Source organism: Mesorhizobium sp. M8A.F.Ca.ET.057.01.1.1 (assembly GCF_003952565.1).
GTDB lineage: Bacteria > Pseudomonadota > Alphaproteobacteria > Rhizobiales > Rhizobiaceae > Mesorhizobium.
Map to the genome: position 1 here is coordinate 4,852,473 of NZ_CP034454.1, position 19,790 is coordinate 4,872,262.

The window sequence follows — 19,790 nt, forward strand, 5'->3', positions numbered from 1 at the left end:
GCGTCAGATCGCTGCGTTCAAGGCCGCGTAGTAGCCGGCATAGTCGGGCCGCTTCTTGAGCACCGTCTCCAAATATTCCTCGAGCACGAGCTTGTCCTGCACCGGGTCTTTCACGATCGCGCCGACGAGGCTGGCGGCCAGGCCTTCGGCGCCGAGCTTGCCGCCGTCGAACCATGCCGCCTGGCTGAGCCCGCCGACCATGGTGGCGATCGCCTCGGCCGTGGACAGCGACCCGGATGGCGTCTTCAACGTCACCTTGCCGTCCGATGTCGTGCCCGAGCGAAGCTCGCGGAAAATGGTCAGCACGCGAGCGATCTCGTCGCCGACATTCTTCGGCACCGGCAGGTCGAGACCGCCGGCCATCTCACCGACGCGCTTGGAGACGATCGCCACCTCCTCCGCCATATCTTCTGGCAAGGGCAGCACGACGACGTTGAAGCGGCGCTTCAGCGCCGAGGACAATTCGTTGACGCCCTTGTCGCGGTTGTTGGCGGTGGCGATGATGTTGAAGCCGCGTTGCGCGTAGATCGAGGTGTTGAGCTCGGGGATCGGCATCATCTTTTCGGACAGCACGGTGATCAGCGTATCCTGCACGTCCGAACCCATGCGCGTCAGTTCCTCGAGGCGGCAGAGCTTGCCGCCTTGCATGGCGCGATAGAGCGGTGTCGGCACCAACGCCTCCTCGCTCGGGCCCTTGGCCAAAAGCTGTGCGTAGTTCCAGCCATAGCGGATCTGGTTTTCGTCGGTGCCGGCGGTGCACTGCACGATCAGCGTCGAGTCGCCCATGATGGCGGCGGCGAGATGCTCCGACACCCAGGATTTGGCGGTACCGGGAACACCAAGCAGCAGCAGGGCGCGGTCGGTTGCGAGCGTCGCCACCGCAGTTTCCATCAATCGGCGACGGCCGACATATTTCGGCGTAATCGGCGTGCCGTCGTCGGCCTTTCCGCCGAGGAGATAGGTCAGGACCGCCTTTGGCGACAGACTCCAGCCGGCGGGCTTTTGCCGATCGTCGTTGCGCGCCAGCGCCTGCAACTCGCCGGCATAGGCCTGCTCGACCGGAAGACGGATGACTGCGTTCATTTGCTGTTCTCCGGATTGATCATTTTCGAGATTCGAACTGATATTCGGCCAGCGCCGCGTTGAGGCGCAGCAAGCCGAGCGAAGGGGCGGCAGGCGGCATGCCGGCTGTTACCATCTCGTCGATCAGCCGCGTTGCCGTGGCTGACGTGGCAAGAAAGCCAAGCGTTTCCAGGACGTTGTCGGCGGTCCGCCTGGCGCCGTCATCGCTTCCGCCTACGGCCGAACGCAGCGCCTGCAGGACCTGCCCAAGGTCGCTCCACTCCACCCAGCCCGCCTCGGCGGCTTCGAGCAGGCTGAGCGAGGCGAGAGATGCCGCGTCTTTCAAGATCAGCCGGATGAGGGCCTGTTTTCTTCTGGTATCCAGGCGCGGCATCAGTTGGAGCACGAAAAGCGCCGGCTTGCCGCCTTCCGCGACAAGCGTGTCGGCCATATGCGCCACCGCGCCATCGCTGCCCGAGGCGGCCACCATTCGCGCGAAAAAAATATCGGCATTGTTGTCCGCGCCGAACTGCCAACCGGCTATGAATTCGGTTTCGCCAACGCCAAAGCGTGCGGCGAGATCGACGAGATTGCAGGTGCCGAACAATTCGGCGCGGCGCTGGTCCTGCGCCGCGGATTTTGGTTTCACCGGCGTGTAGGTCGCGCGACGGCGGATGAACCCGGATTTGCCCGCGCTGACGAAGGCCGCAAGTTCGGTGACCGGATCTTCGCCTCCCCCCTCACCTGGAAGGCCGTGCTGACCCAACCTTGCCAGCAGCCGGCCAGCGAGTTCGCGCACTTTGCCCGAGCGATCGGCGGAGAGGCCCTTCAGGAAGGGCACATCATCCGGCCCCAGGCCAAAATGCATGAGTTGGATAAGGGCAAGCCTGATCTCCGCCGGCTCGCCCGATCCCTTGGTCTCGATCAGCAGCCGGGCCAAAGCCGGTTCGCGGCGCCGCATCTCGGCGAGTGCCGTACGCCGCGCCGCGGGGTAGAAATCATCCCAGTTTTGCGCCGTCAGTGTGTCCTGGCCGATATGTCTTTCCCCTTCGACGCCCGCCTGCCAGTCGACCCAGGGAGCATAGACATCAGGGCTGTCCTGATCCGTCGCGGCCGGCATCCAGTCCATTGGATGCAGCACCAGGCCATGGCTGGCGACAAGCGTCACGACCCGTGCCTTGCCCCTTGTGTCGGCCGTCTGTTTGAGTGCGGCCCTGACAAGCGGCCGCAGCCGGTCGGGCAACATCGGCAAAGCGAGTTCTGGTAACGGGGGGCGGCGTTTCAGCGTCGATGGCGCGGCGGGCCGCAAGGCGATTTCAAGCGCCTGCGCGGCGATCGCCAGCAGCCGGCGCTCCTTCTCGTCGGCGTCCGTACCGCCGGCGATTTGCTGCCACGCCACCGGGGCCAGATCGAAGCTCGCTCCGCCGGTGATCCAGCAGTCACGCATCGCCGCTAGGCCGATCTGTTCAAGCTCGTTCAAGACAGGTCGAGCCTCCCGAAACTGCTCCGCGCCGCCAGCAGGTCGAGCCGGCTGCCATTCCAAAGCGCGACCGTGGCCGTGAGATCGATACCGAGCAGCGTTGGACTGACAGCCTCGTTGATCGGCAAGGCGATGCCGTTCAGGTCGCCAGCCGCCTGCCACCAGGGCGCGCCGCGGTCGTCGAGCAGGATCGCGCCTGGCGGCAGCATGACAGGACAATCGGTGAGCCACGGCGCCGCGTCCTGACAGGCCAGATGCGTGGCGAGCGGATCCGTTTCGCTCGATGCAACAGCAGGCCATTCGCCCGACGAAACCTCCCCCTTGCGGTCCATCACCAGGGCACGCAGCGGTTGCCGTGACGGATAGAAGATCAGCCGCGCGTCGAAGCGGTCGCCTGGTGTGAAGGCGTTGGACCGGCGGCCGGCCGAAGCCGGAAAATAATCGAGCAGAACCGCGAATTGCGGAGCGGCACTCCTGAGATCGAGCAGCCAGGTCGAATGGCTGACCAAGCCATCGCGGCGGGTCTCGATCTTCTCGCCGAGAACCTCCCATGCACTTTCGACCTGGACCGCATGGGGGCTGGCCAGAACCTGCTCGCGCGTTTCGGAAGTCGACACCAACCGCTTCAGCTCTGGATCGTCTGGTGCGGCACGCCAGGCCTTGGCCAGCAGCACCAGCTTGCCAAGTTCGCGGATCGCCGCATCGGGCCGTTCTTCGCTGCGCAGCGACATCAACCGCGACGGAATCTCATCAATACGGCCAGCGAGGGCCGTCGCCTTCATGTCGACCAGCCGCGCGGCAATCCGGCGGCAACGGTCGCTGCTGTTGTCGACAAATCCGGCAAGACCAAGCCGCAACTGATCCGATATCCAGTGGTCCATCTCGTCCAGGGCCGCCGAGACCGAAGATCGTGTCTCCTGGGCCCGCTTGCGCTGTGCCGTTTCGCGGCGTTCCACCGCCGCCGCGTCTTCCACCTCGGCGCTTTCGTCGGTCCGCGCGGCCTCACCGATGCTCTTGCCGCCGGCACCCGAGGCCTGTTGCGTGGGCGGCGGCGTGGTCTTCCTGCGGCGACCGAGCCAATCATTCACCCACTCCGGCGTCGAATCGGCCGGGGTAAAACTGGTCGGCACCGTGGCGGCGATCCACATCAAGGCCAGGCTGTGCTTACAGGGGAATTTCCGCGACGGGCACGTGCATTTATAGCCATGATCGCCGGTGTCGACGACCACACGATAGGGATTGGAACCAGACCCCTGACACTCGCCCCACATAAGGGCCAGCGATTCATTCTTTTCGAGGCGTGGCCAGTTCGATCGTTTGGTCAGCTTGGAAGCGGCGCTCAGCGATGCCTGGTCAGGGGCAAGCGCCTCGATCGTTTTCAAGTCAAATTCCAAGCCGCGCCTCTGGTCGCCAGAACGAATGCCAGTTGCCAGTATAGATGGCCGTCTGTGACGGATTCTTGTAGCAGCGGCGGACTGGAGATCAATACAGGCGCTGCGTGCCGATTGTCCGTACCAGCCCGCTGCGCACGCAAAAAGGCGATATTGGCGAGGCCGCCAATAAATCCTATTGGAGGATTCGTGTCGGCGCGTGGCCTGGATGGTCCCGCGTCATATCGGCATGGACCTCCCCCTCGGCTAGCGAACGATCGAGCCCCGTCGCCACCACCGAGACCCTGAACCGGCCTTCCATGCTCTTGTCGAAGATGGCGCCGACGATGATGTCGGCATCCTCGTAGACTTCCTCGCGAATGCGGGTGGCCGCCTCGTCGACCTCGAACAGCGTCATATCCCTGCCGCCCGATATCGACACCAGGACGCCCTTGGCGCCCTTCATGGACATTTCGTCGAGCAGCGGGTTGGCGATCGCGGCTTCCGCCGCCTTCATCGCCCGGCCATCGCCGGAGGCTTCGCCGGTTCCCATCATGGCGCGGCCCATGCCACGCATCACCGATTTGACGTCGGCGAAATCGAGGTTGATCAGGCCTTCCTTGACGATGAGGTCGGTGATGCAGCTGACGCCGGAATAAAGCACCCGGTCGGCGATCACGAAAGCGTCGGCGAAGGTGGTCTTGGCATCGGCGATGCGGAACAGGTTCTGGTTGGGGATCACGATCACTGTGTCGGCGGCCTCGCGCAGCCGCTCGATGCCCTCTTCGGCCATCTGCATGCGGCGCCTGCCCTCGAAGGTGAACGGCTTGGTGACGACGCCGACCGTCAGGATGCCGGCCTTGCGCGCCGCTTGGGCGATGATCGGAGCCGCACCCGTTCCGGTGCCGCCGCCCATGCCGGCGGTGACGAAACACATATGGGTGCCGGCCAGATGATCCATGATCTCATCGAGCGATTCCTCGGCCGCGGCACGCCCAATCTCGGGCAACGAGCCGGCGCCAAGGCCTTCCGTGACGTGCGCGCCAAGCTGGATCAGCCGCGTCGCCTTCGACATGGTCAGCGCCTGGGCATCGGTGTTGGCGGCAATGAACTCGGTTCCCTGAAGCTGTTCCACGATCATGTTGTTGATAGCGTTGCCGCCGCCGCCGCCGACACCGATAACGGTGATCTTGGGTCTCATCTCGGAGATTTCCGGCTTCTTGAACTCGGCCATGCCTGCTTCTCCTTCGCCAATTGCGTGCGCTTCACGACCCACAAGCAGACTGCCCGTAAGACATTGCAATCGAGCGGCATGACGCGAATCAGTCCGTTCGGATGGGTACCCCAAAAAGCCAGAGAGCGGCCGCACGTGCAAGTGCGCGAAGGTCAAGTTTTGTGATGAAGAGGCCGACCTGCGAGAACGATTGTCCGGTCCCGGGTGATCGCGATACTGTCGACGCAGCTCAGGCGCCGATCGTCTCAATGGCCGGGCGAGATCTCTGCGGAGTTCGACATCAATCAAAGCTAGAGGGGTATATGTCCCCTCCAGAACCCAAAAAGGCATGAAAGAGTTGTCCAGTTTGCCACCCATGAGATTGCGTCAGCCGGTATCGCGGCGCGGACTTTCGCGGCGATGAAACGCCCCGTCGATCACGGCGCCATGGCAGTCTCAGGCTACACCGTTCCCTGGCATATAGCGGCCGGAACACCGGTCGCCCTTCATGTCTCGTCGTCGCGGCAGCTACGCGCCGTGCACGTCGTGCGGCTCGACACGCCCGCGGCCGAGCCGATGGACTGGAGCGTCGAGCCGACGGGAAGTGCCGTGTCCCACCGCGATTTCGATCATGGATCCTTCCTGAAGATCGCTGCGGCGGAACTGGCCAAGGCCACCGAGATCGAAGGCGTCACCTTCGAAGTGTACTTGACCCGCAACGATGGCGCCCGCGTGCTGTTCGAGAGCGGAAACCTGCGCCTCGGCTTGCAGGACGGGCGGCTGACGTCAGGCCATGACGGCAAGCCGCTCGAAACCGACGTGGCCTTGCCGGCAAACACCTGGCTCAAGGTCGAGATTTCGGCAAACGACGGCGTGACCGTGCTGCGCATCGAATCGGACGATCTCCTGTCGCCGTTCCACCTGCATCGTCAATTCGACCTGCCTTGGCGGCCCCTGTCCGGAGACATGGTCTTCGGGACCAGCGCGGCAAACGATATCAGGTCTCTCAACGCCAAGTTCTCGGCAATCGCCCTGCGAACCGCGGCCGGTCGTATCGCTTGGACGTTTCCTAATCTGCTGCCTAGCGGCCCGCTCGCTCCGACAGGCGCCGATCGTGTCCTCTTGCTGGAAACGATCAACCAGCCCGCTTTCTGCATGACCTCACGCCGCTGGGACGGGTCGAGTTTTGACCCCCGCCAAGTGCCGTCGCATTACGACGCCGTGCATTGCCACGACGACGACATGGGCGCGTTGCAGTGGCCCGCCTCCTACCAGCTACAGGTTCCCGCCGAGGCGCCGGCCGGGGTCTATGCCTTCGAGGTCGGTCACGATGAAGGATCGGAGCGCGTCGTCTTCTTCGTCACTTCGTCGGTGCGCCGGGCGCCGCTGTTGTTCCTGGTGCCGACGGCCACCTATCTCGCCTATGCGGATGAATTCCTACCGGCGCATCTCTACGAATGGATGTGCGAGGATCGCGGCCATCGCTTCGCGATCGACAACAATCTGAAGTCGCTCTACGACTACCACAGCGATCTCAGCGGCGTGTCTATCTGTTCCACCAGGAAGCCGAAGGCGACGCTGCGCGACGACTACAATTATCCGCTATGCGGCTGTCCGCACAATCTGCCGGTCGACCTGCACTTTCTGCGCTTCTGCCACAGCAACGGCATTGCCTTCGATCTCATCACCGACCGCGACCTGCATGAGCGGGGCCTCGCCGGCTTGCAGGGCTATCGGGCGGTCATCACCGGCAGCCATCCCGAATACATGTCAGTCGAGATGGAGCATGCGCTGCGCCAGTTCGCGGCGGTGGGTGGCAGCATCGCCTATCTCGGCGGCAATGGCTTTGCCGGCAAGGTCGCATTCCAGGACGATCTGATGGAACTGCGCCGCTCGCCGCTCGAGGCGGGCCGCACCTGGGACGGCCCCATCGCCGAACAGTCACTGTCGATCACCAACCAGCCGGGCGGCTATCTGCGCGCCAGTGGGCGCGGTGAATTCTCGCTGACGGGCGTCGCCATCTCGCTGATGGGTTTTGACGGCGCGCGGCCCTTCACACGCACACCGGAAAGCCATCAAGCCTCGGCCGCGTGGTTGTTCGACGGCGTCACCAGCGAGACCTTCGGTGACGAGGGCATCGTGCTTGGCGGCGCGGCCGGCTACGAAGTCGATGCCACCGATGCGCATCTGGGCACGTCCCCCGACACCATGGTCATTGCCCGCGCGACCGGCTTCCCGGACAGCTTCGTCCATGATGCCACCCGTTGGTACGAGGGAGGTAGCAGCGAGCGCGACGGACGCCGCTGCGCGGAGATGACGCTGCGTCATCTGTCTTCGGGCGGCCTGATCTTCTGCGCGAGTTCGGTCGCCTGGTGCGGCGCCTTGCCGGCGGGCGATGCCATGAACGACGTCGGCCGGATCACCAAGAATTTGCTGACGCATCTGGCGGCGGAAAAGAGCCGGTAGGCCGCGGATCGATAGCCCGGAAAGGAAGGCAACCCACCGCACCGCGCCGGTTCTGGCAGTTGGCTTGCCGCGCAACGACCGAAGCGTCTATCATGCCTGATCAATCGGCGGCTTGGGTGTTCCCGCCGTGCCCGGCTCAAGGTTTGTCCGCGGCGCGTGTCGTCAGGTCAATTTCAGAACGTATGAAGCAACGCCCCCGCCAATGGCCGACAGAACACATTTCGGTTTGACCGCCGTCGACACCGTGCCCCTGCACGAGAAGGTCTATCTGGAGCTTGTGCGGGCTTTGATGTCAGGCCAATTCCTGCCTGGCCAGAAGCTGACCTCGCGCAAACTCGCCAGGGAACTGGGCACCAGCGACATGCCGGTGCGCAGTGCCTTTATGCGGTTGCAGGCGTTGCGGGCGCTGAGCCCACTGCCGAACGGCAGCGTCGAGGTGCCGGTGATCTCGGCCGAGCGGTTCTCGCAATTGACCGCCGTGCGCACGATCGTCGAAGGCCCGGCGACCGAGCTTGCGACGAAACTGATCAACGGCAACAATCTGCGGGCGATCCGACGCCATTGCGCGGAATTGACCCTGGCCGCCCGCAAGGGCGACATCGGCGACTATCTCAGGAAGAACCACGATTTCAAATTCTCGATCTATCGCCATTGCGGCAACGAGCAGATGATCTTCCTGATCGAAACGGTGTGGATGCAGGTCGGCCCGTTTCTCAGAAACCTCGCCATGGGGTTCGAGGACGACCTCTCTTCCATTCTGGACATCGACTATCACGAGGAAGTCGTCGCGGCGATCGAGGCGCAGGACGGCGCGCGGGCGCGCGCGGCCATCGTTCGCGACATCGACGAAGGCGCCGCGCATATCCTGCGGCAGGCCAAGTTTCCGGAAGCGAGGAGCTAGATGGGTGCCTGCTGGACCCGTCACAGATGCCCCTTGGCTTTCCCTTGCCTTGCCGCTATGTTGCGATCGCAAATCGCGCAATTGGTTCCTGAAATGCCTCCCGACATCCCGGCTAATGATCTGAAAAAATGAAGGAAATTCTTCCGACTGATGTCGGAGATGCCTTCGTGAACTCATCAGCTGTTTTGTCGTGAAATAGGGTGGCCGCCTCAGGCGCGACACCGCAGGGAACCAGAGGTAACGGAAATTGAGCGATGCAATTGCGGACGTTCTGAACTGGCTCGAGAGCCGAAACGACATCCAGAGCCTGCGGGCCGCGGTGTGCGATCTCAACGGCATCATGCGGGGAAAGCGCATCCCAGTCGAGCAGGCCCGCAAGGCGCTGGAGGGCAAGCTGCGCATGCCCTATTCGCTGATCGGGCTCGATGTCTGGGGCGAGGACATCGAAGGCAACAGCCTGGTCTTCTCGACCGGCGATGCCGATGGCCTTTGCCAATGGACGGGACGCGGCATTCTGCCGGTGGAATGGACGGCGCATCCGACCGCGCTTGTTCCGCTCTGGCTCGCCGACGAGAGCGGCGCACCCTATCTCGGTGATCCCCGGCGGGCACTGGCCCGTATCCTCGATCGCTACAAGGCGCTCGGCCTCACTCCGGTCGCGGCGACCGAACTCGAATTCTACCTGGTCGATCCGCAATCGCAGCGGCCTGTCGGGCCCGTCTCGCCGGTCACCGGGCGGCGTCTCGATTCCGACGCGGCGCTGTCGATCGACGAGATCGACGATTTCGAAGCCTTCATCCACGACATCTACGAAGCCTGCCGCGCGCAGGGCATTCCCGTCGATACGGCAATCGCCGAGAACGGCGTCGGCCAGTTCGAGATCAACCTGAACCATGTTGCGGACGCCTTGCGGGCAGCCGACGATGCCGTGTTGTTCAAGCGCACGGTGAAGGGGATTGCCCGCAAGCACGGCTTTGCCGCCTGCTTCATGGCTAAGCCCTATGGCGACCGCGCCGGCAACGGTTTTCACGTCCATTTCAGCCTGGTCGACGGCGAAGGACGCAACGTGTTCGACGACGGCACCGACCAGGGCTCCGACACCATGCGTCACGCGGTCGGCGGGCTGCTGGCGGCGATGGCCGAAAGCACGCTGGTGTTCGCGCCGCACTTCAATTCCTACCGCAGGCTTCGCCCGCGATCCTATGCGCCGACCGCAGTCGCCTGGGGTTATGAGAACCGAATGGTCGCGATCCGCATTCCCGGCGGCCCGACCGGCGCGCGCCGCATCGAACATCGCGTCTCGGGCGCCGACGCCAACCCCTATCTCGTGCTTGCCGCCATACTGGGCGCCGCCCTCATCGGCATCGAGAAGCAGATGTCGCCGGGCGATCCGACAGGGAATGACGGGCAAGGCATTGCCCCGGCCAAGCTGCCGCCGGACTGGGCGTCGGCGATCGCTGCCTTTGAAGGCGGGACGCATGTGGCGGAGATCTTCCCGGCGATCCTGCGCGACTCCTTCATCGCCTGCAAACGCCAGGAATTGAACACCTTTGCCCTCAACGTCAGCGACTTCGAGATCGAGACCTATCTCGAAAGCGTCTGAGGCATTTACGACGATCGCTCGGCCTTCAGCACCGTGACCGCCGCGTCGCTGTTGTGGACATAGTCGTTGGCGTCCGGCTGCTTCTGCACCAGCAGGATGAACAGAAGGTCGGTCAGCGTCAGCTGCGCGTCGCGCGCGGTGATGGACGAGGAGCGCGCACGTTCCTCATCGGCGATGGTGTAGAGGCGGATGTCGGCGACGCGGCTCAGCGGATTGTCGTGCAGGCCGGTGACGGCGATCACCGTCGTGCCGCGCTTGGCTGCAAGCTCGGCGATGCGCAAGGTTTCGATACTGGCGCCGGAATAGGACAGCGCGAACAGCACATCGTCGGGTCCCAACGTCGAGGCGTTGGCCATCTGGATGTGGCTGTCGCTGTCATGCAGCACATTGCGGCCGAGCTTCATCAGCTTGTAGGAGAAATCGCGCGCCACCAGCGAGGAGGCGCCGACGCCGACCAGATGGATGCGCCGCGCGCCATCCAGCAGATCGAGCGTCCTGGAGATGATGCGCTCGCTGTTGGCGGCGACGGTCTGCTGCATCGACAGCAGCTTGCTGCCGATCAGCTTCTTCAGGATGACCGCAAAGCCATCGCCGACCTCGATCGAACCATGGATGACGCCGGCCGGCACCTGCCAATCCTGCGCCTTGGCCTCGCTGACGGCGAGCTTGAGTTCCTGATAGCTGGCATAACCGAGCTTCTGGCTGAACTTGACGACGCTCGACTGGCTGCGGCCGATCTCGGCCGCGAGCGCCGCGGTCGACAGGCGCAGCATCTGGTCGGGATTGTCGACGATGTACCGGCCGATCTCGCGATCTCCGGGCGCCATCCCATCGAGCTTCGCATTGATCCTGCTTAGGACGGACACGGGAATTCCTCGCTGTTCAGACTTGCAAGATGAGGAATAAATTATTCCAATTTCGATTGACAGCCAAGAACGCAGAATTAATTCTCAGCTCGACCCGGATTAACATTCGGGATGCGGAGCACGCTTTCCCAGGCAAATCCCCGGGCGTGGCCCTCATCGTCAAGGTTTCAGTCATGGACAGATTGCGGATCGTCGGCGGACAGAGACTGCAAGGCGCGGTCACCATATCGGGCGCCAAGAATGCTGCCTTGCCGCAGATCGCGGCTTCGCTGCTCAGCCCCTACCCGCTCGAACTGACCAACCTGCCTGATGTGACCGACGTCGAAAACATGCTCGGCGTGGTGCGACTTCACGGCGCCGACGTGACGCGGTCCGCCCATGCCGCGACGATCGACACCAGTGCCGCCGTCTCCAAGGAGACGTCCTACGACACGGTTCGGAAAATGCGGGCGACGGTGCTTGTCCTGGCACCGTTGCTGGCGCGCTTCGGCCATGCCCGGGTTTCGCTGCCGGGCGGCTGCGCGATCGGTGCGCGGCCGGTCGACATGCATGTCGCCGCACTCGCCGCACTCGGCGCCAGGATCGCCATCGAGAACGGCCTGATCGTCGCCTCGGCGCCGAACGGATTGACCGGCACCCGCATCGTGCTCCCCTCGCCATCGGTCGGAGCGACGGAAACCGCCATGATGGCGGCGACCACGGCCAAGGGCGAAACCGAAATCCTCAACGCCGCGCGCGAACCCGAAGTGGCCGATCTCGCGGCTTGCCTCAACGCCATGGGTGCGCGCATCGAGGGCGCCGGCACGCACCGCATCCTGATTGCGGGCGACACCAGCTGGCACGCCGCCAGGCACGACATCATCCCCGACCGCATCGAGGCCGGCACCTATGCGATCGCCGCCGCCATCACCGGCGGCCAGCTCGAACTCACCCATGCCCGGCTCGAGCACATGGCCTCGGTGGTGCAGTTGCTGGAGGCGACGGGGGTGAGCGTCTGGCCGGGCGATCGCGGTCTGATCGTGTCGCGCGACCGTCCACTCAAGGCCGCCGACCTGACGACCGAACCCTATCCCGGTTTTCCGACCGACCTGCAGGCGCAGTTCATGGCGCTGATGTGCTGCGCGCAGGGCGCGTCGCTGCTTCGCGAGACCATCTTCGAGAACCGCTTCATGCATGTGCCCGAACTGATGCGGCTCGGCGCCAACATCAAGCTGCAAGGCACCATGGCGCTGGTGCGCGGCGGCGAGAAACTGCACGGCGCGCAAGTGATGGCCACCGACCTGCGCGCTTCGGTGTCGCTGGTGCTGGCAGCGCTGGTCGGCGAAGGCGAAACAACAATCAACCGCGTCTACCACCTCGACCGCGGCTATGAGCAACTGGACCGCAAGCTGCGCCTTTGCGGCGCCGACATCGAGCGGCTGGACGCATGAATGCCGAGGCGCATTATTTCCTCGGCGTCGATGGCGGCGGCACCGGTTGCCGCGCCCGCATCGAGGACGCGCAAGGCATGGTGCTGGGACAGGGCCTGTCCGGCCCGGCGACGACGCGGCTCGGCATCGAGGCAGCCTGGACCTCGATCGCGAAAGCCTTTGGCGCGGCGATCGAGGAAGCAGGTTTCGCGCCAGCCGAGACCGCCCGGATCCATGCCGGCATCGGCCTTGCCGGTATCAGCCGCAAGGGCGCGCTGGAGGCGCTGCGGGCAATCGCGCACCCCTTTGCCAGCATCGATTTCGTCAGCGACGGCGTCGGCGCCTGCCTTGGGGCGCATTCGGGTCAGGACGGAGCCATCGTCATTGCCGGGACAGGCTCGATCGGCCTTGGCTTCGTCGAGGGCCGCGACCTGCGCGCCGGCGGCTATGGATTTCCGATCTCCGACGAGGGCAGCGGCGCCGACCTCGGACTGAAAGCCGTGCAACTGGCATTGCGCGCCCATGACGGCCGGCACGAACGGACCGCGTTGCTAGCAGAGGTCATGCAGCGCTTCGCCAGCGACCCGATGGAGGCCGTCGCCTGGATGGACCGCGCCAGCGCCACGGACTATGCAGCGCTTGCACCCATGGTGATGCGTCATGCCGACCAGGGCGACCCTGTCGGACGCCGCATCGTGCAAAGTGCTGCCGAACAGATCGATACGCTGGTGCGGGTGCTGTTCGAAAAAGGCGCACCGCGCGTGACCTTGCTCGGCGGCCTCGCCAGCCCGCTCGAACCCTGGCTCTCCCCTGACGTGCGCCGCCGCCTGAAGCCCGCTGACGGCGATGCCGTGTCCGGCGCGATCATTCTTGCCAAGCGGTCGGCTGGCGGAGGATAGGTCGGCAAGATAGGAATAAAATATTCCGAAACTCGGTTGACGATGGGAATATTGAATTCTAAAAAGTTAACAAATAAAACTGCGATGACGGACCCTGGGTCCTGACGCGCTCCGTCCATCGAACGATGCCGGACGCCGTGCAGCATGATTTTGAAAGCGCTGGAATGACCGAGCAAGGGTTGATGTCGGAGCTGGACCGGCTGGTTTCCGAAGGCCGGAACCCAAGGACAGTCGACATCGACCTGTTGCCGACCATCGACGTCCTGCGCAGAATCAATGACGAGGACAGGCTTGTCCCGGCGGCCGTCGAAAAGGCCATGCCGGAAATCGCCGCCGCGGTGGATCGCATCGTGCTCGCCTTCCAGAAAGGCGCGCGCCTGATCTATATCGGCGCCGGCACCAGCGGCCGGCTTGGCGTGCTCGACGCTTCGGAATGCCCGCCGACCTTCGGCGTGCCCGAAGGCATGGTCGTCGGCCTGATCGCCGGTGGGTCCGACGCGCTGGTGCGCTCGACGGAAGGCGCCGAGGATGATCCGAAGATGGGCGCCAAGGCCTTGCGGGAGATCGGGCTCACACCCAATGACGTGGTGGTCGGCATCGCGGTCAGCGGGCGCACGCCCTATGTGATCGGCGGCTTGACCTATGCCAGGCAGATCGGCGCGACGACGGTCGCGCTGTCCTGCAATCCGGCCTCGACCATTACCGGCATCGCCGACATCGCCATCTCGCCCGTCGTCGGCCCGGAAGTTCTCACCGGCTCGACGCGGCTGAAATCGGGAACCGCGCAGAAGCTGGTGCTCAACATGCTGACCACAGCTTCGATGATCCGCATCGGCAAAAGCTACCAGAATCTGATGGTCGACCTTAACCCGTCGAACCGTAAGCTGGTCGCCCGGGCGATCAGGATCGTCATGCAGACGACGGGCTGCACCGCGCCGCAGGCGCGACAGGCGCTTGAGCGGACCGGCAATGACGTCAAGCTGGCGATCCTGGTGACCATTACCGGCCTCGATGTCGAAGCGGCGCGGGCCGCGCTGTCCAAGGCCGGAGGGTTCCTGCGAAAGGCGATCAGCGACGAAGCGGCCTGAGGCCGGACAAAACGGTTGAAGCCGCTTTAGACAAGACGGCGTCAAGCCGCATAGACTGGGCCGATATTCCAAAGCATGTGTGCCATGGAAGCGGCCGACGGAAACTGCAAGGCATCGAGTTCAATAATGGGAGACGAGAATGGTTCATCTTACAGGAAGGCTGCTTTCAGGCATTACCCTTGCCGCGATGCTCGGCATCGCGACGGTTTCAACGCAGGCGGCGACACTGCACATGGCCTGGTCGCAGGACGCCACCGGGCTTGATCCGCACAAGCAGACCGCGTTCTCGTCGCTGCGGCTTTTGGAGCTGATCTATGAGCCGCTGGTGCGGGTCGATGCCAGCCTGCAGATCATCCCCGCCATCGCCACCTCCTGGGAGTTCTCCAAGGATGGCAAGGAGCTGACCTTCAAGCTCGATCCCAAGGCGAAGTTCCAGGACGGAACGGCCGTGACCTCCACCGACGTCAAGGCCTCGTTCGAGCGCATCCTCGACGAGAAGACGGGAGCAGCGGCCCGCGCCAACTTCCTGTCTATCGCGAGCATCGACACGCCGGATGCGGCGACCGTCGTGTTCCACCTCTCGCAGCCCGACGCACCGATCCTGACGGCGATGAGCGACGTCAACGCGGCCATCGTTCCGGCGGCCGAGATCAAGGCCGGATCGATCGGCACCAAGGCGGTCGGTTCGGGCCCGTTCAAGCTCGACAAATGGGACCCCAACGCCAAGGAAGTCTTGAGCGCCAACAAGGACTGGGCCGGGGGTGCTACCGGCGTCGACGGCATCGAGATCAGCGTGCTGCCGGACGAGGCGGCGATCCTCGCCGCCATGCGCACCAAGCAGATCGATTTCGCCTTGCTCAACGACCCGCTCGTCGCCACGCTGGTGCCGAAAGAACCCACCCTGCAGCTCAACCGCGTGCCGGTGCTGGCCTATCACGTTCTGCAGCTCAATCCGTCGCGCAAGCCGATGACGGAGCTCAAGGTGCGCCAGGCGATCTCATGCGCCATCGACCGGCAGGAGGTGCTGGACACCGCTTCGCTCGGCGAAGGCAAGATCACCGGGCCGCTGACCATCCCGGCGCTGGCGACCGATCCGAGCCAGTTGTTCTGCTACAAGCGCGATGTCGAGAAGGCCAAGAAGCTGATGGCCGAGGCCGGCTTTGCCGACGGCTTTTCGGCGACCGTGATCGGCGCCACCGGCGAGCCGCCGACCGCGGCGGCGGAAGCCCAGGTCATCCAATCGCAACTCGCTGAAATCGGCGTCAAGCTCGACATCAAGATGATGGAGCTCAACGTCTATGTCGACGCTTGGCTAAAGGGCGATTTCGACATGGCGATCGCGCTCAATGGCGGCCGTGCCGACCCTTACACCATGTACAACCGCTACTGGACCAAGGCAGGCAATCTTCAGAAAGTGGCGAACTATATCGACGACACGCTGGACAGCCAGATGCAGCAGGGCCGCGCCGAGACCGACCCGGCCAAACGCAAGGCGATCTTCGCCGCGTTCGAGAAGCACCTCGCCGAGATGTCGCCCTGGATCTGGCTCTACACGTCCTACAGTTACACGGCGCAGCAGAAGAACATCGCCGGATTCGTGCCGACGCCGACGGGCACGCTGTTCAGCCTTAGCAAGGTTACCATCCAGCAGTAGCCGCCTTAGGCATTGGACGAGAGGACTTCTTCGCGTGGACTATCTCTTGCGACGGCTGGCGACGTTTCCTCTCGTCCTGCTTGGCGTGTCCATCCTGGTCTTCGTCGCGATCCGGATGGTGCCCGGCGATTCGATCACGGCGATGCTGGGCACCGAAGCCGGCCTGCTGACGCCGGCACAGCGGGATTCGCTCGCCGCCTATTTCGGCATCGACCAGCCCTGGTTCATCCAATACTGGCGCTGGGTCGGCGGCATCCTGCACGGTAATTTCGGCATCTCCGTCACCTATGGCAGGCCGGTTCTCGACGTTATCCTCGAGCGCTTCCCGCTGACGCTCGAACTGGCTCTGCTGTCGATGGTCATCGCGCTCACCGTCGGCATGCCCGCGGGCATCTACGCGGCCACCCACAATGAGAAGCCGTCCGACCTCGGCGTGCGCATCGTCGCCATGATCGGCCAGTCGACGCCGAGCTTCGTGCTTGGCCTGCTGATCATCTACACGCTGTCGGCCGGCTTCGGCGTGCTGCCGGCGATGGGCGAATTCGCACCGCTCTGGCGGGATCCGTTGCGCAATCTCAGCCAGCTGATCCTGCCCGCGATCACGCTCGGCTTCGCCTTCGCGGCGTCCGTCACCCGCATCGCGCGCTCGGCGATGCTCGACGTGTTGAGCGACGACTATGTACGCACGGCCCGCAGCAAGGGCGCTTCGGCAAGCAGCGTCATCTGGCGGCACGCTTTGCCCAATGCGCTGATCCCGGTGGTGACGCTGAGCGGCATAGAATTCGGCTACCTCCTGGGCGGCGCCGTCATCGTCGAGCAGATCTATGCCCTGCCCGGCCTCGGACGCATGGTGCTCGACGCCATCCTGCAGCGCGACTACGCGCTGGTGCAGGGCAGCGTGCTGTTCATCGCCTTCAACTTCATGATCGTCAATCTCCTGGTCGACCTCGCCTATGTCGCGCTCGATCCACGCATTCGGCTGGGGGAACAGTGATGCGCATCCCGCGCGCAATCTTCGGGCACGGCAGCGGCCGCATCGGCGGCGTCATCGTGTGCGTCTATCTGCTGCTCGCCATTCTTGGCCTGCTCGGCCTGACGCCGCACAATCCGATCACGCAATACCGCATCGACCGGCTGCATGCGCCGAGCGCCGCCTACTGGATGGGCACCGACCTGTTCGGCCGCGACGTGGCCAGCCGGCTCATGGCGGGCATCGGCCAGTCCTTCACGGTCGCCTTCTTCTCGGTGGCCTTCGCCACCCTTGCCGGAACGGTTCTGGGGCTTGCCGCCGCCTGGCTCGGGCGCCGCTGGGACGGGTTGGTGATGCGGGTCATGGATGTGCTGCTGGCCTTCCCGGCCATCCTCCTGGCGCTGCTCATCGTCACCGTTGCCGGGCCGGGCACCTGGACAAGCGTGGTGGCCATCGGCATCGTCTACACGCCGATCTTCACCCGCGTCGTGCGCGGCCCCGCGCTGTCTCTCAAGACACGCGAGTTCGTCGATGCGGCGCGCACCTTCGGCAGCAGTTCGAGCTATATCGTCACGCGCCATCTGCTGCTCAACCTTGTGGCGCCGCTGACGGTGCAGGTGACGCTGGCGCTCGCCTGGGCGCTGCTGACCGAAGCCGGCTTGAGCTTCCTCGGGCTGGGCACCCAGCCGCCCGCCGCCTCGCTCGGCCTGATGCTGAGCGACAGCCGCAATTTGATGGAAACCGCGCCCTGGCTGATGATCTTCCCGGGCCTGGCGATCATGATCAGCATCCTCGGCTTCAACCTGCTGGGCGACGCCTTGCGCGACATTCTCGACCCGAAGATGCGAAGGGCGTTGGCATGAGCCCGCTCCTCTCAGTCTCGGACCTGCGCGTCAGCTTCGGCCGCAATCCGAAGGCCAGTGAGGTCGTGCGCGGCGTCAGTTTCGATGTCGCCGACGGCGAGACGCTGGCCATTGTCGGCGAAAGCGGCTCGGGCAAGTCGGTGACGGCGCTGTCGATCAACCGTCTCGTCGATTTCGGTGGTGGCCGCATCACCGGTGGCTCGATCAAGCTCAAGCGGGCGGATGGAACCATCTTCGAGTTGGCGACCGCGACAGAGCCACAACTGACCGGCATTCGCGGCGCCGAAATCGGCATGATCTTCCAGGAGCCGATGACGTCGCTCAACCCGGTGCTGACCATCGGCACGCAGATCGAGGAATCGTTCCGTCTGCATCGCGGCCTGACCGGCCGGCAAGCCACGGCGGCAGCCAGGGATGCGCTCGACCGCGTGCGCATTCCCGATGCGGCAAGGCGGCTGAAATACACGCCCAACCAGCTGTCCGGCGGCATGCTGCAGCGGGTGATGATCGCCATTGCGCTCGCCTGCAATCCGCGCCTGCTGATCGCCGACGAGCCGACGACCGCGCTCGACGTGACGGTGCAGGCGCAGATCATGGCGCTGCTGGCCGAGCTGAAGCGCGAAAGCGGCATGTCTGTCATCTTCATCACCCACGACATCGGCCTGGTCGCCGGCATCGCCGACAAGGTGATGGTGATGCAGAACGGCCAGGCTGTCGAACAGGGCGAACTGAACCAGATCCTCGACAGCCCCCAGCATCCCTACACGCAACATCTGCTGCAGGACGTGCCGCATTTCGCCAGCGGTCGGGCCACGCGCGCGGACGGGCTGCGCGACAAGGGCGCAAACACGCAACCGGCCTTGAAGGTCGATGGGCTGGCGGTGCGGTTTCCGCTCAAGAGCAGTTTCGTCAGCCGTGCAACGGGGGCAGTGCATGCCGTCGACGGCGTCGACTTCGACCTGATGCAAGGCGAGACGCTGGCCATCGTCGGCGAGAGCGGCTCGGGCAAATCCACCACAGCCAAGGCGGTGCTGGGGCTGGTGCGATCGACGCGTGGCAGTTTCTCCGTCGCCAGCCGAAAGGCGTCGGCGGAGCGCAGCGCCAAGCCCGTGCAGATGGTGTTCCAGAACCCGTATGCTTCGCTCAACCCGAGGCTCACCATCGAGAGCATCCTGGCCGAGCCGGTGATCGCTACCAGTGGGCGGGTGGATGCCCAAATACGGGCCAGGATGGCGCGCCTGCTTGAACGCGTCGGCCTGCCCAAGAACAGCCTCGAGCGCTATCCGCATGAATTCTCCGGCGGCCAGCGGCAAAGGCTGTGCATCGCCCGCGCATTGATGCTCAACCCGTCCGTGGTCGTTCTCGATGAAGCGGTGTCGGCGCTCGATGTCTCGGTGCAGGCGAAAGTGCTGGAGCTGCTGGTCGACCTGCAGCGCGAGTTTGGGCTGGCTTATCTGTTCATCTCGCACGACATGGCGGTGGTCGAACGGATCGCCCACCGCATCGCCGTCATTTATGCCGGCCAGATCGTCGAGATCGGCGACGCGCAGTCCGTGCTGTCGAAACCGAGGCATTCGTATACGAAGAAGCTGATCGCCGCCGTTCCGGCCATCGATCGTCGGCACGAGCATTTCGAGATTGACACGCGTCAGGTGCCTTCTCTGGTCAGGCCGCAGGGGTTTGAGCCGGCGCCGGCGAGATGGGAGCAGTTTGGGGCGGATCATAAAGCAAGGATGGAAACCTAGACATGTCAGCGGGACAGCGCCCCCCTCTGCCCTGCCGGGCATCTCCCCCTCTAGGGAGGAGATCGGATGTCGTCACGGCTTTCGCCAATCTCCAACGTCTGAGGGCTGGCGCTGCCTCCGAACTGTCAATCTCACCCCTTGAGGGGGAGATGTCCGGCAGGACAGAGGGGGGCGCCGTAGAGCGCTACTTCTCCGAAGGAG

The 19,790-nt window shown here is 64.3% G+C and carries 15 protein-coding genes; 10 read left to right on the plus strand and 5 right to left on the minus strand.

Going from position 1 to position 19,790, the window contains the following annotated elements; genetic code table 11:
- Positions 1-3: 3 nt before the first annotated feature.
- The 4 genes from EJ077_RS23165 to ftsZ all read right to left on the minus strand — a co-directional run bounded on the left by EJ077_RS23165 (position 4) and on the right by ftsZ (position 5,146).
- Positions 4-1,083, minus strand: a complete 1,080-nt coding sequence (locus EJ077_RS23165; protein WP_208696575.1) for an ATP-binding protein — start codon at positions 1,081-1,083, stop codon at positions 4-6.
- Between the two features lie 19 nt (positions 1,084-1,102).
- Positions 1,103-2,542, minus strand: a complete 1,440-nt coding sequence (locus tag EJ077_RS23170; protein WP_208696577.1) for a DUF5691 domain-containing protein — start codon at positions 2,540-2,542, stop codon at positions 1,103-1,105.
- Positions 2,539-3,924: an SWIM zinc finger family protein gene (locus EJ077_RS23175; RefSeq protein ID WP_245458511.1), complete on the minus strand. Its 1,386-nt coding sequence runs from the start codon at positions 3,922-3,924 to the stop codon at positions 2,539-2,541. The genes EJ077_RS23170 and EJ077_RS23175 overlap by 4 nt, the downstream gene beginning before the upstream one ends.
- A 184-nt stretch (positions 3,925-4,108) precedes the next feature.
- Entirely contained in the window at positions 4,109-5,146 is a 1,038-nt protein-coding gene (gene ftsZ, locus EJ077_RS23180; protein WP_208696581.1) for a cell division protein FtsZ, read from the minus strand.
- Between the two features lie 399 nt (positions 5,147-5,545).
- Between ftsZ and EJ077_RS23185 the strand changes: the two genes are divergently transcribed.
- From EJ077_RS23185 to EJ077_RS23195, 3 genes are all read left to right on the plus strand, one after another.
- The gene (locus EJ077_RS23185) at positions 5,546-7,591 is read left to right on the plus strand and encodes a N,N-dimethylformamidase beta subunit family domain-containing protein (protein WP_208696583.1); all 2,046 of its coding nucleotides are present in this window, start codon (positions 5,546-5,548) and stop codon (positions 7,589-7,591) included.
- 202 nt (positions 7,592-7,793) lie between these two features.
- Positions 7,794-8,492, plus strand: a complete 699-nt coding sequence (locus EJ077_RS23190; RefSeq protein ID WP_208696585.1) for a GntR family transcriptional regulator — start codon at positions 7,794-7,796, stop codon at positions 8,490-8,492.
- 247 nt (positions 8,493-8,739) lie between these two features.
- The gene (locus EJ077_RS23195) at positions 8,740-10,095 is read left to right on the plus strand and encodes a glutamine synthetase family protein (protein WP_208696587.1); all 1,356 of its coding nucleotides are present in this window, start codon (positions 8,740-8,742) and stop codon (positions 10,093-10,095) included.
- A gap of 5 nt (positions 10,096-10,100) precedes the next feature.
- Here the strand turns inward: EJ077_RS23195 and EJ077_RS23200 are convergent, their stop codons facing one another.
- Complete coding sequence (locus tag EJ077_RS23200; protein ID WP_208696589.1) at positions 10,101-10,961, minus strand: MurR/RpiR family transcriptional regulator; 861 nt, start codon at positions 10,959-10,961, stop codon at positions 10,101-10,103.
- A 173-nt stretch (positions 10,962-11,134) separates the two neighbouring features.
- Here EJ077_RS23200 and murA point away from each other — a divergent pair, with 173 nt between their 5' ends.
- The 7 genes from murA (at position 11,135) to EJ077_RS23235 (ending at position 19,589) form a co-directional block, all read left to right on the plus strand.
- The gene (gene murA / locus EJ077_RS23205) at positions 11,135-12,391 is read left to right on the plus strand and encodes a UDP-N-acetylglucosamine 1-carboxyvinyltransferase (RefSeq protein ID WP_208696591.1); all 1,257 of its coding nucleotides are present in this window, start codon (positions 11,135-11,137) and stop codon (positions 12,389-12,391) included.
- Positions 12,388-13,269, plus strand: a complete 882-nt coding sequence (locus EJ077_RS23210) for an N-acetylglucosamine kinase (RefSeq protein WP_208696593.1) — start codon at positions 12,388-12,390, stop codon at positions 13,267-13,269. The genes murA and EJ077_RS23210 overlap by 4 nt, the downstream gene beginning before the upstream one ends.
- A 164-nt stretch (positions 13,270-13,433) precedes the next feature.
- Complete coding sequence (gene murQ / locus EJ077_RS23215) at positions 13,434-14,357, plus strand: N-acetylmuramic acid 6-phosphate etherase (RefSeq protein WP_208696594.1); 924 nt, start codon at positions 13,434-13,436, stop codon at positions 14,355-14,357.
- A 139-nt stretch (positions 14,358-14,496) separates the two neighbouring features.
- Positions 14,497-16,011, plus strand: coding sequence for an ABC transporter substrate-binding protein (locus tag EJ077_RS23220; protein ID WP_208696595.1), 1,515 nt, complete (start codon positions 14,497-14,499; stop codon positions 16,009-16,011).
- Positions 16,012-16,045: 34 nt separating this feature from the next.
- Positions 16,046-17,005, plus strand: a complete 960-nt coding sequence (locus tag EJ077_RS23225) for an ABC transporter permease (protein WP_208696596.1) — start codon at positions 16,046-16,048, stop codon at positions 17,003-17,005.
- The gene (locus EJ077_RS23230; protein ID WP_208696597.1) at positions 17,005-17,844 is read left to right on the plus strand and encodes an ABC transporter permease; all 840 of its coding nucleotides are present in this window, start codon (positions 17,005-17,007) and stop codon (positions 17,842-17,844) included. The genes EJ077_RS23225 and EJ077_RS23230 overlap by 1 nt, the downstream gene beginning before the upstream one ends.
- Positions 17,841-19,589, plus strand: a complete 1,749-nt coding sequence (locus EJ077_RS23235) for an ABC transporter ATP-binding protein (protein ID WP_208696598.1) — start codon at positions 17,841-17,843, stop codon at positions 19,587-19,589. The genes EJ077_RS23230 and EJ077_RS23235 overlap by 4 nt, the downstream gene beginning before the upstream one ends.
- The last annotated feature ends 201 nt before the right edge of the window (positions 19,590-19,790 follow it).

Bases quoted from the DNA above. Each gene is read 5' to 3' on its own strand.
- EJ077_RS23165 (WP_208696575.1), bottom strand. From the start codon at position 1,083: ATGAACGCAGTCATCCGTCTTCCGGTCGAGCAGGCCTATGCCGGCGAG.
- ftsZ (WP_208696581.1), bottom strand. From the start codon at position 5,146: ATGGCCGAGTTCAAGAAGCCGGAAATCTCCGAGATGAGACCCAAGATC.
- EJ077_RS23185 (WP_208696583.1), top strand. From the start codon at position 5,546: ATGAAACGCCCCGTCGATCACGGCGCCATGGCAGTCTCAGGCTACACC.
- EJ077_RS23190 (WP_208696585.1), top strand. From the start codon at position 7,794: ATGGCCGACAGAACACATTTCGGTTTGACCGCCGTCGACACCGTGCCC.
- murA (WP_208696591.1), top strand. From the start codon at position 11,135: ATGGACAGATTGCGGATCGTCGGCGGACAGAGACTGCAAGGCGCGGTC.
- EJ077_RS23210 (WP_208696593.1), top strand. From the start codon at position 12,388: ATGAATGCCGAGGCGCATTATTTCCTCGGCGTCGATGGCGGCGGCACC.
- murQ (WP_208696594.1), top strand. From the start codon at position 13,434: ATGACCGAGCAAGGGTTGATGTCGGAGCTGGACCGGCTGGTTTCCGAA.
- EJ077_RS23220 (WP_208696595.1), top strand. From the start codon at position 14,497: ATGGTTCATCTTACAGGAAGGCTGCTTTCAGGCATTACCCTTGCCGCG.
- EJ077_RS23230 (WP_208696597.1), top strand. From the start codon at position 17,005: ATGCGCATCCCGCGCGCAATCTTCGGGCACGGCAGCGGCCGCATCGGC.
- EJ077_RS23235 (WP_208696598.1), top strand. From the start codon at position 17,841: ATGAGCCCGCTCCTCTCAGTCTCGGACCTGCGCGTCAGCTTCGGCCGC.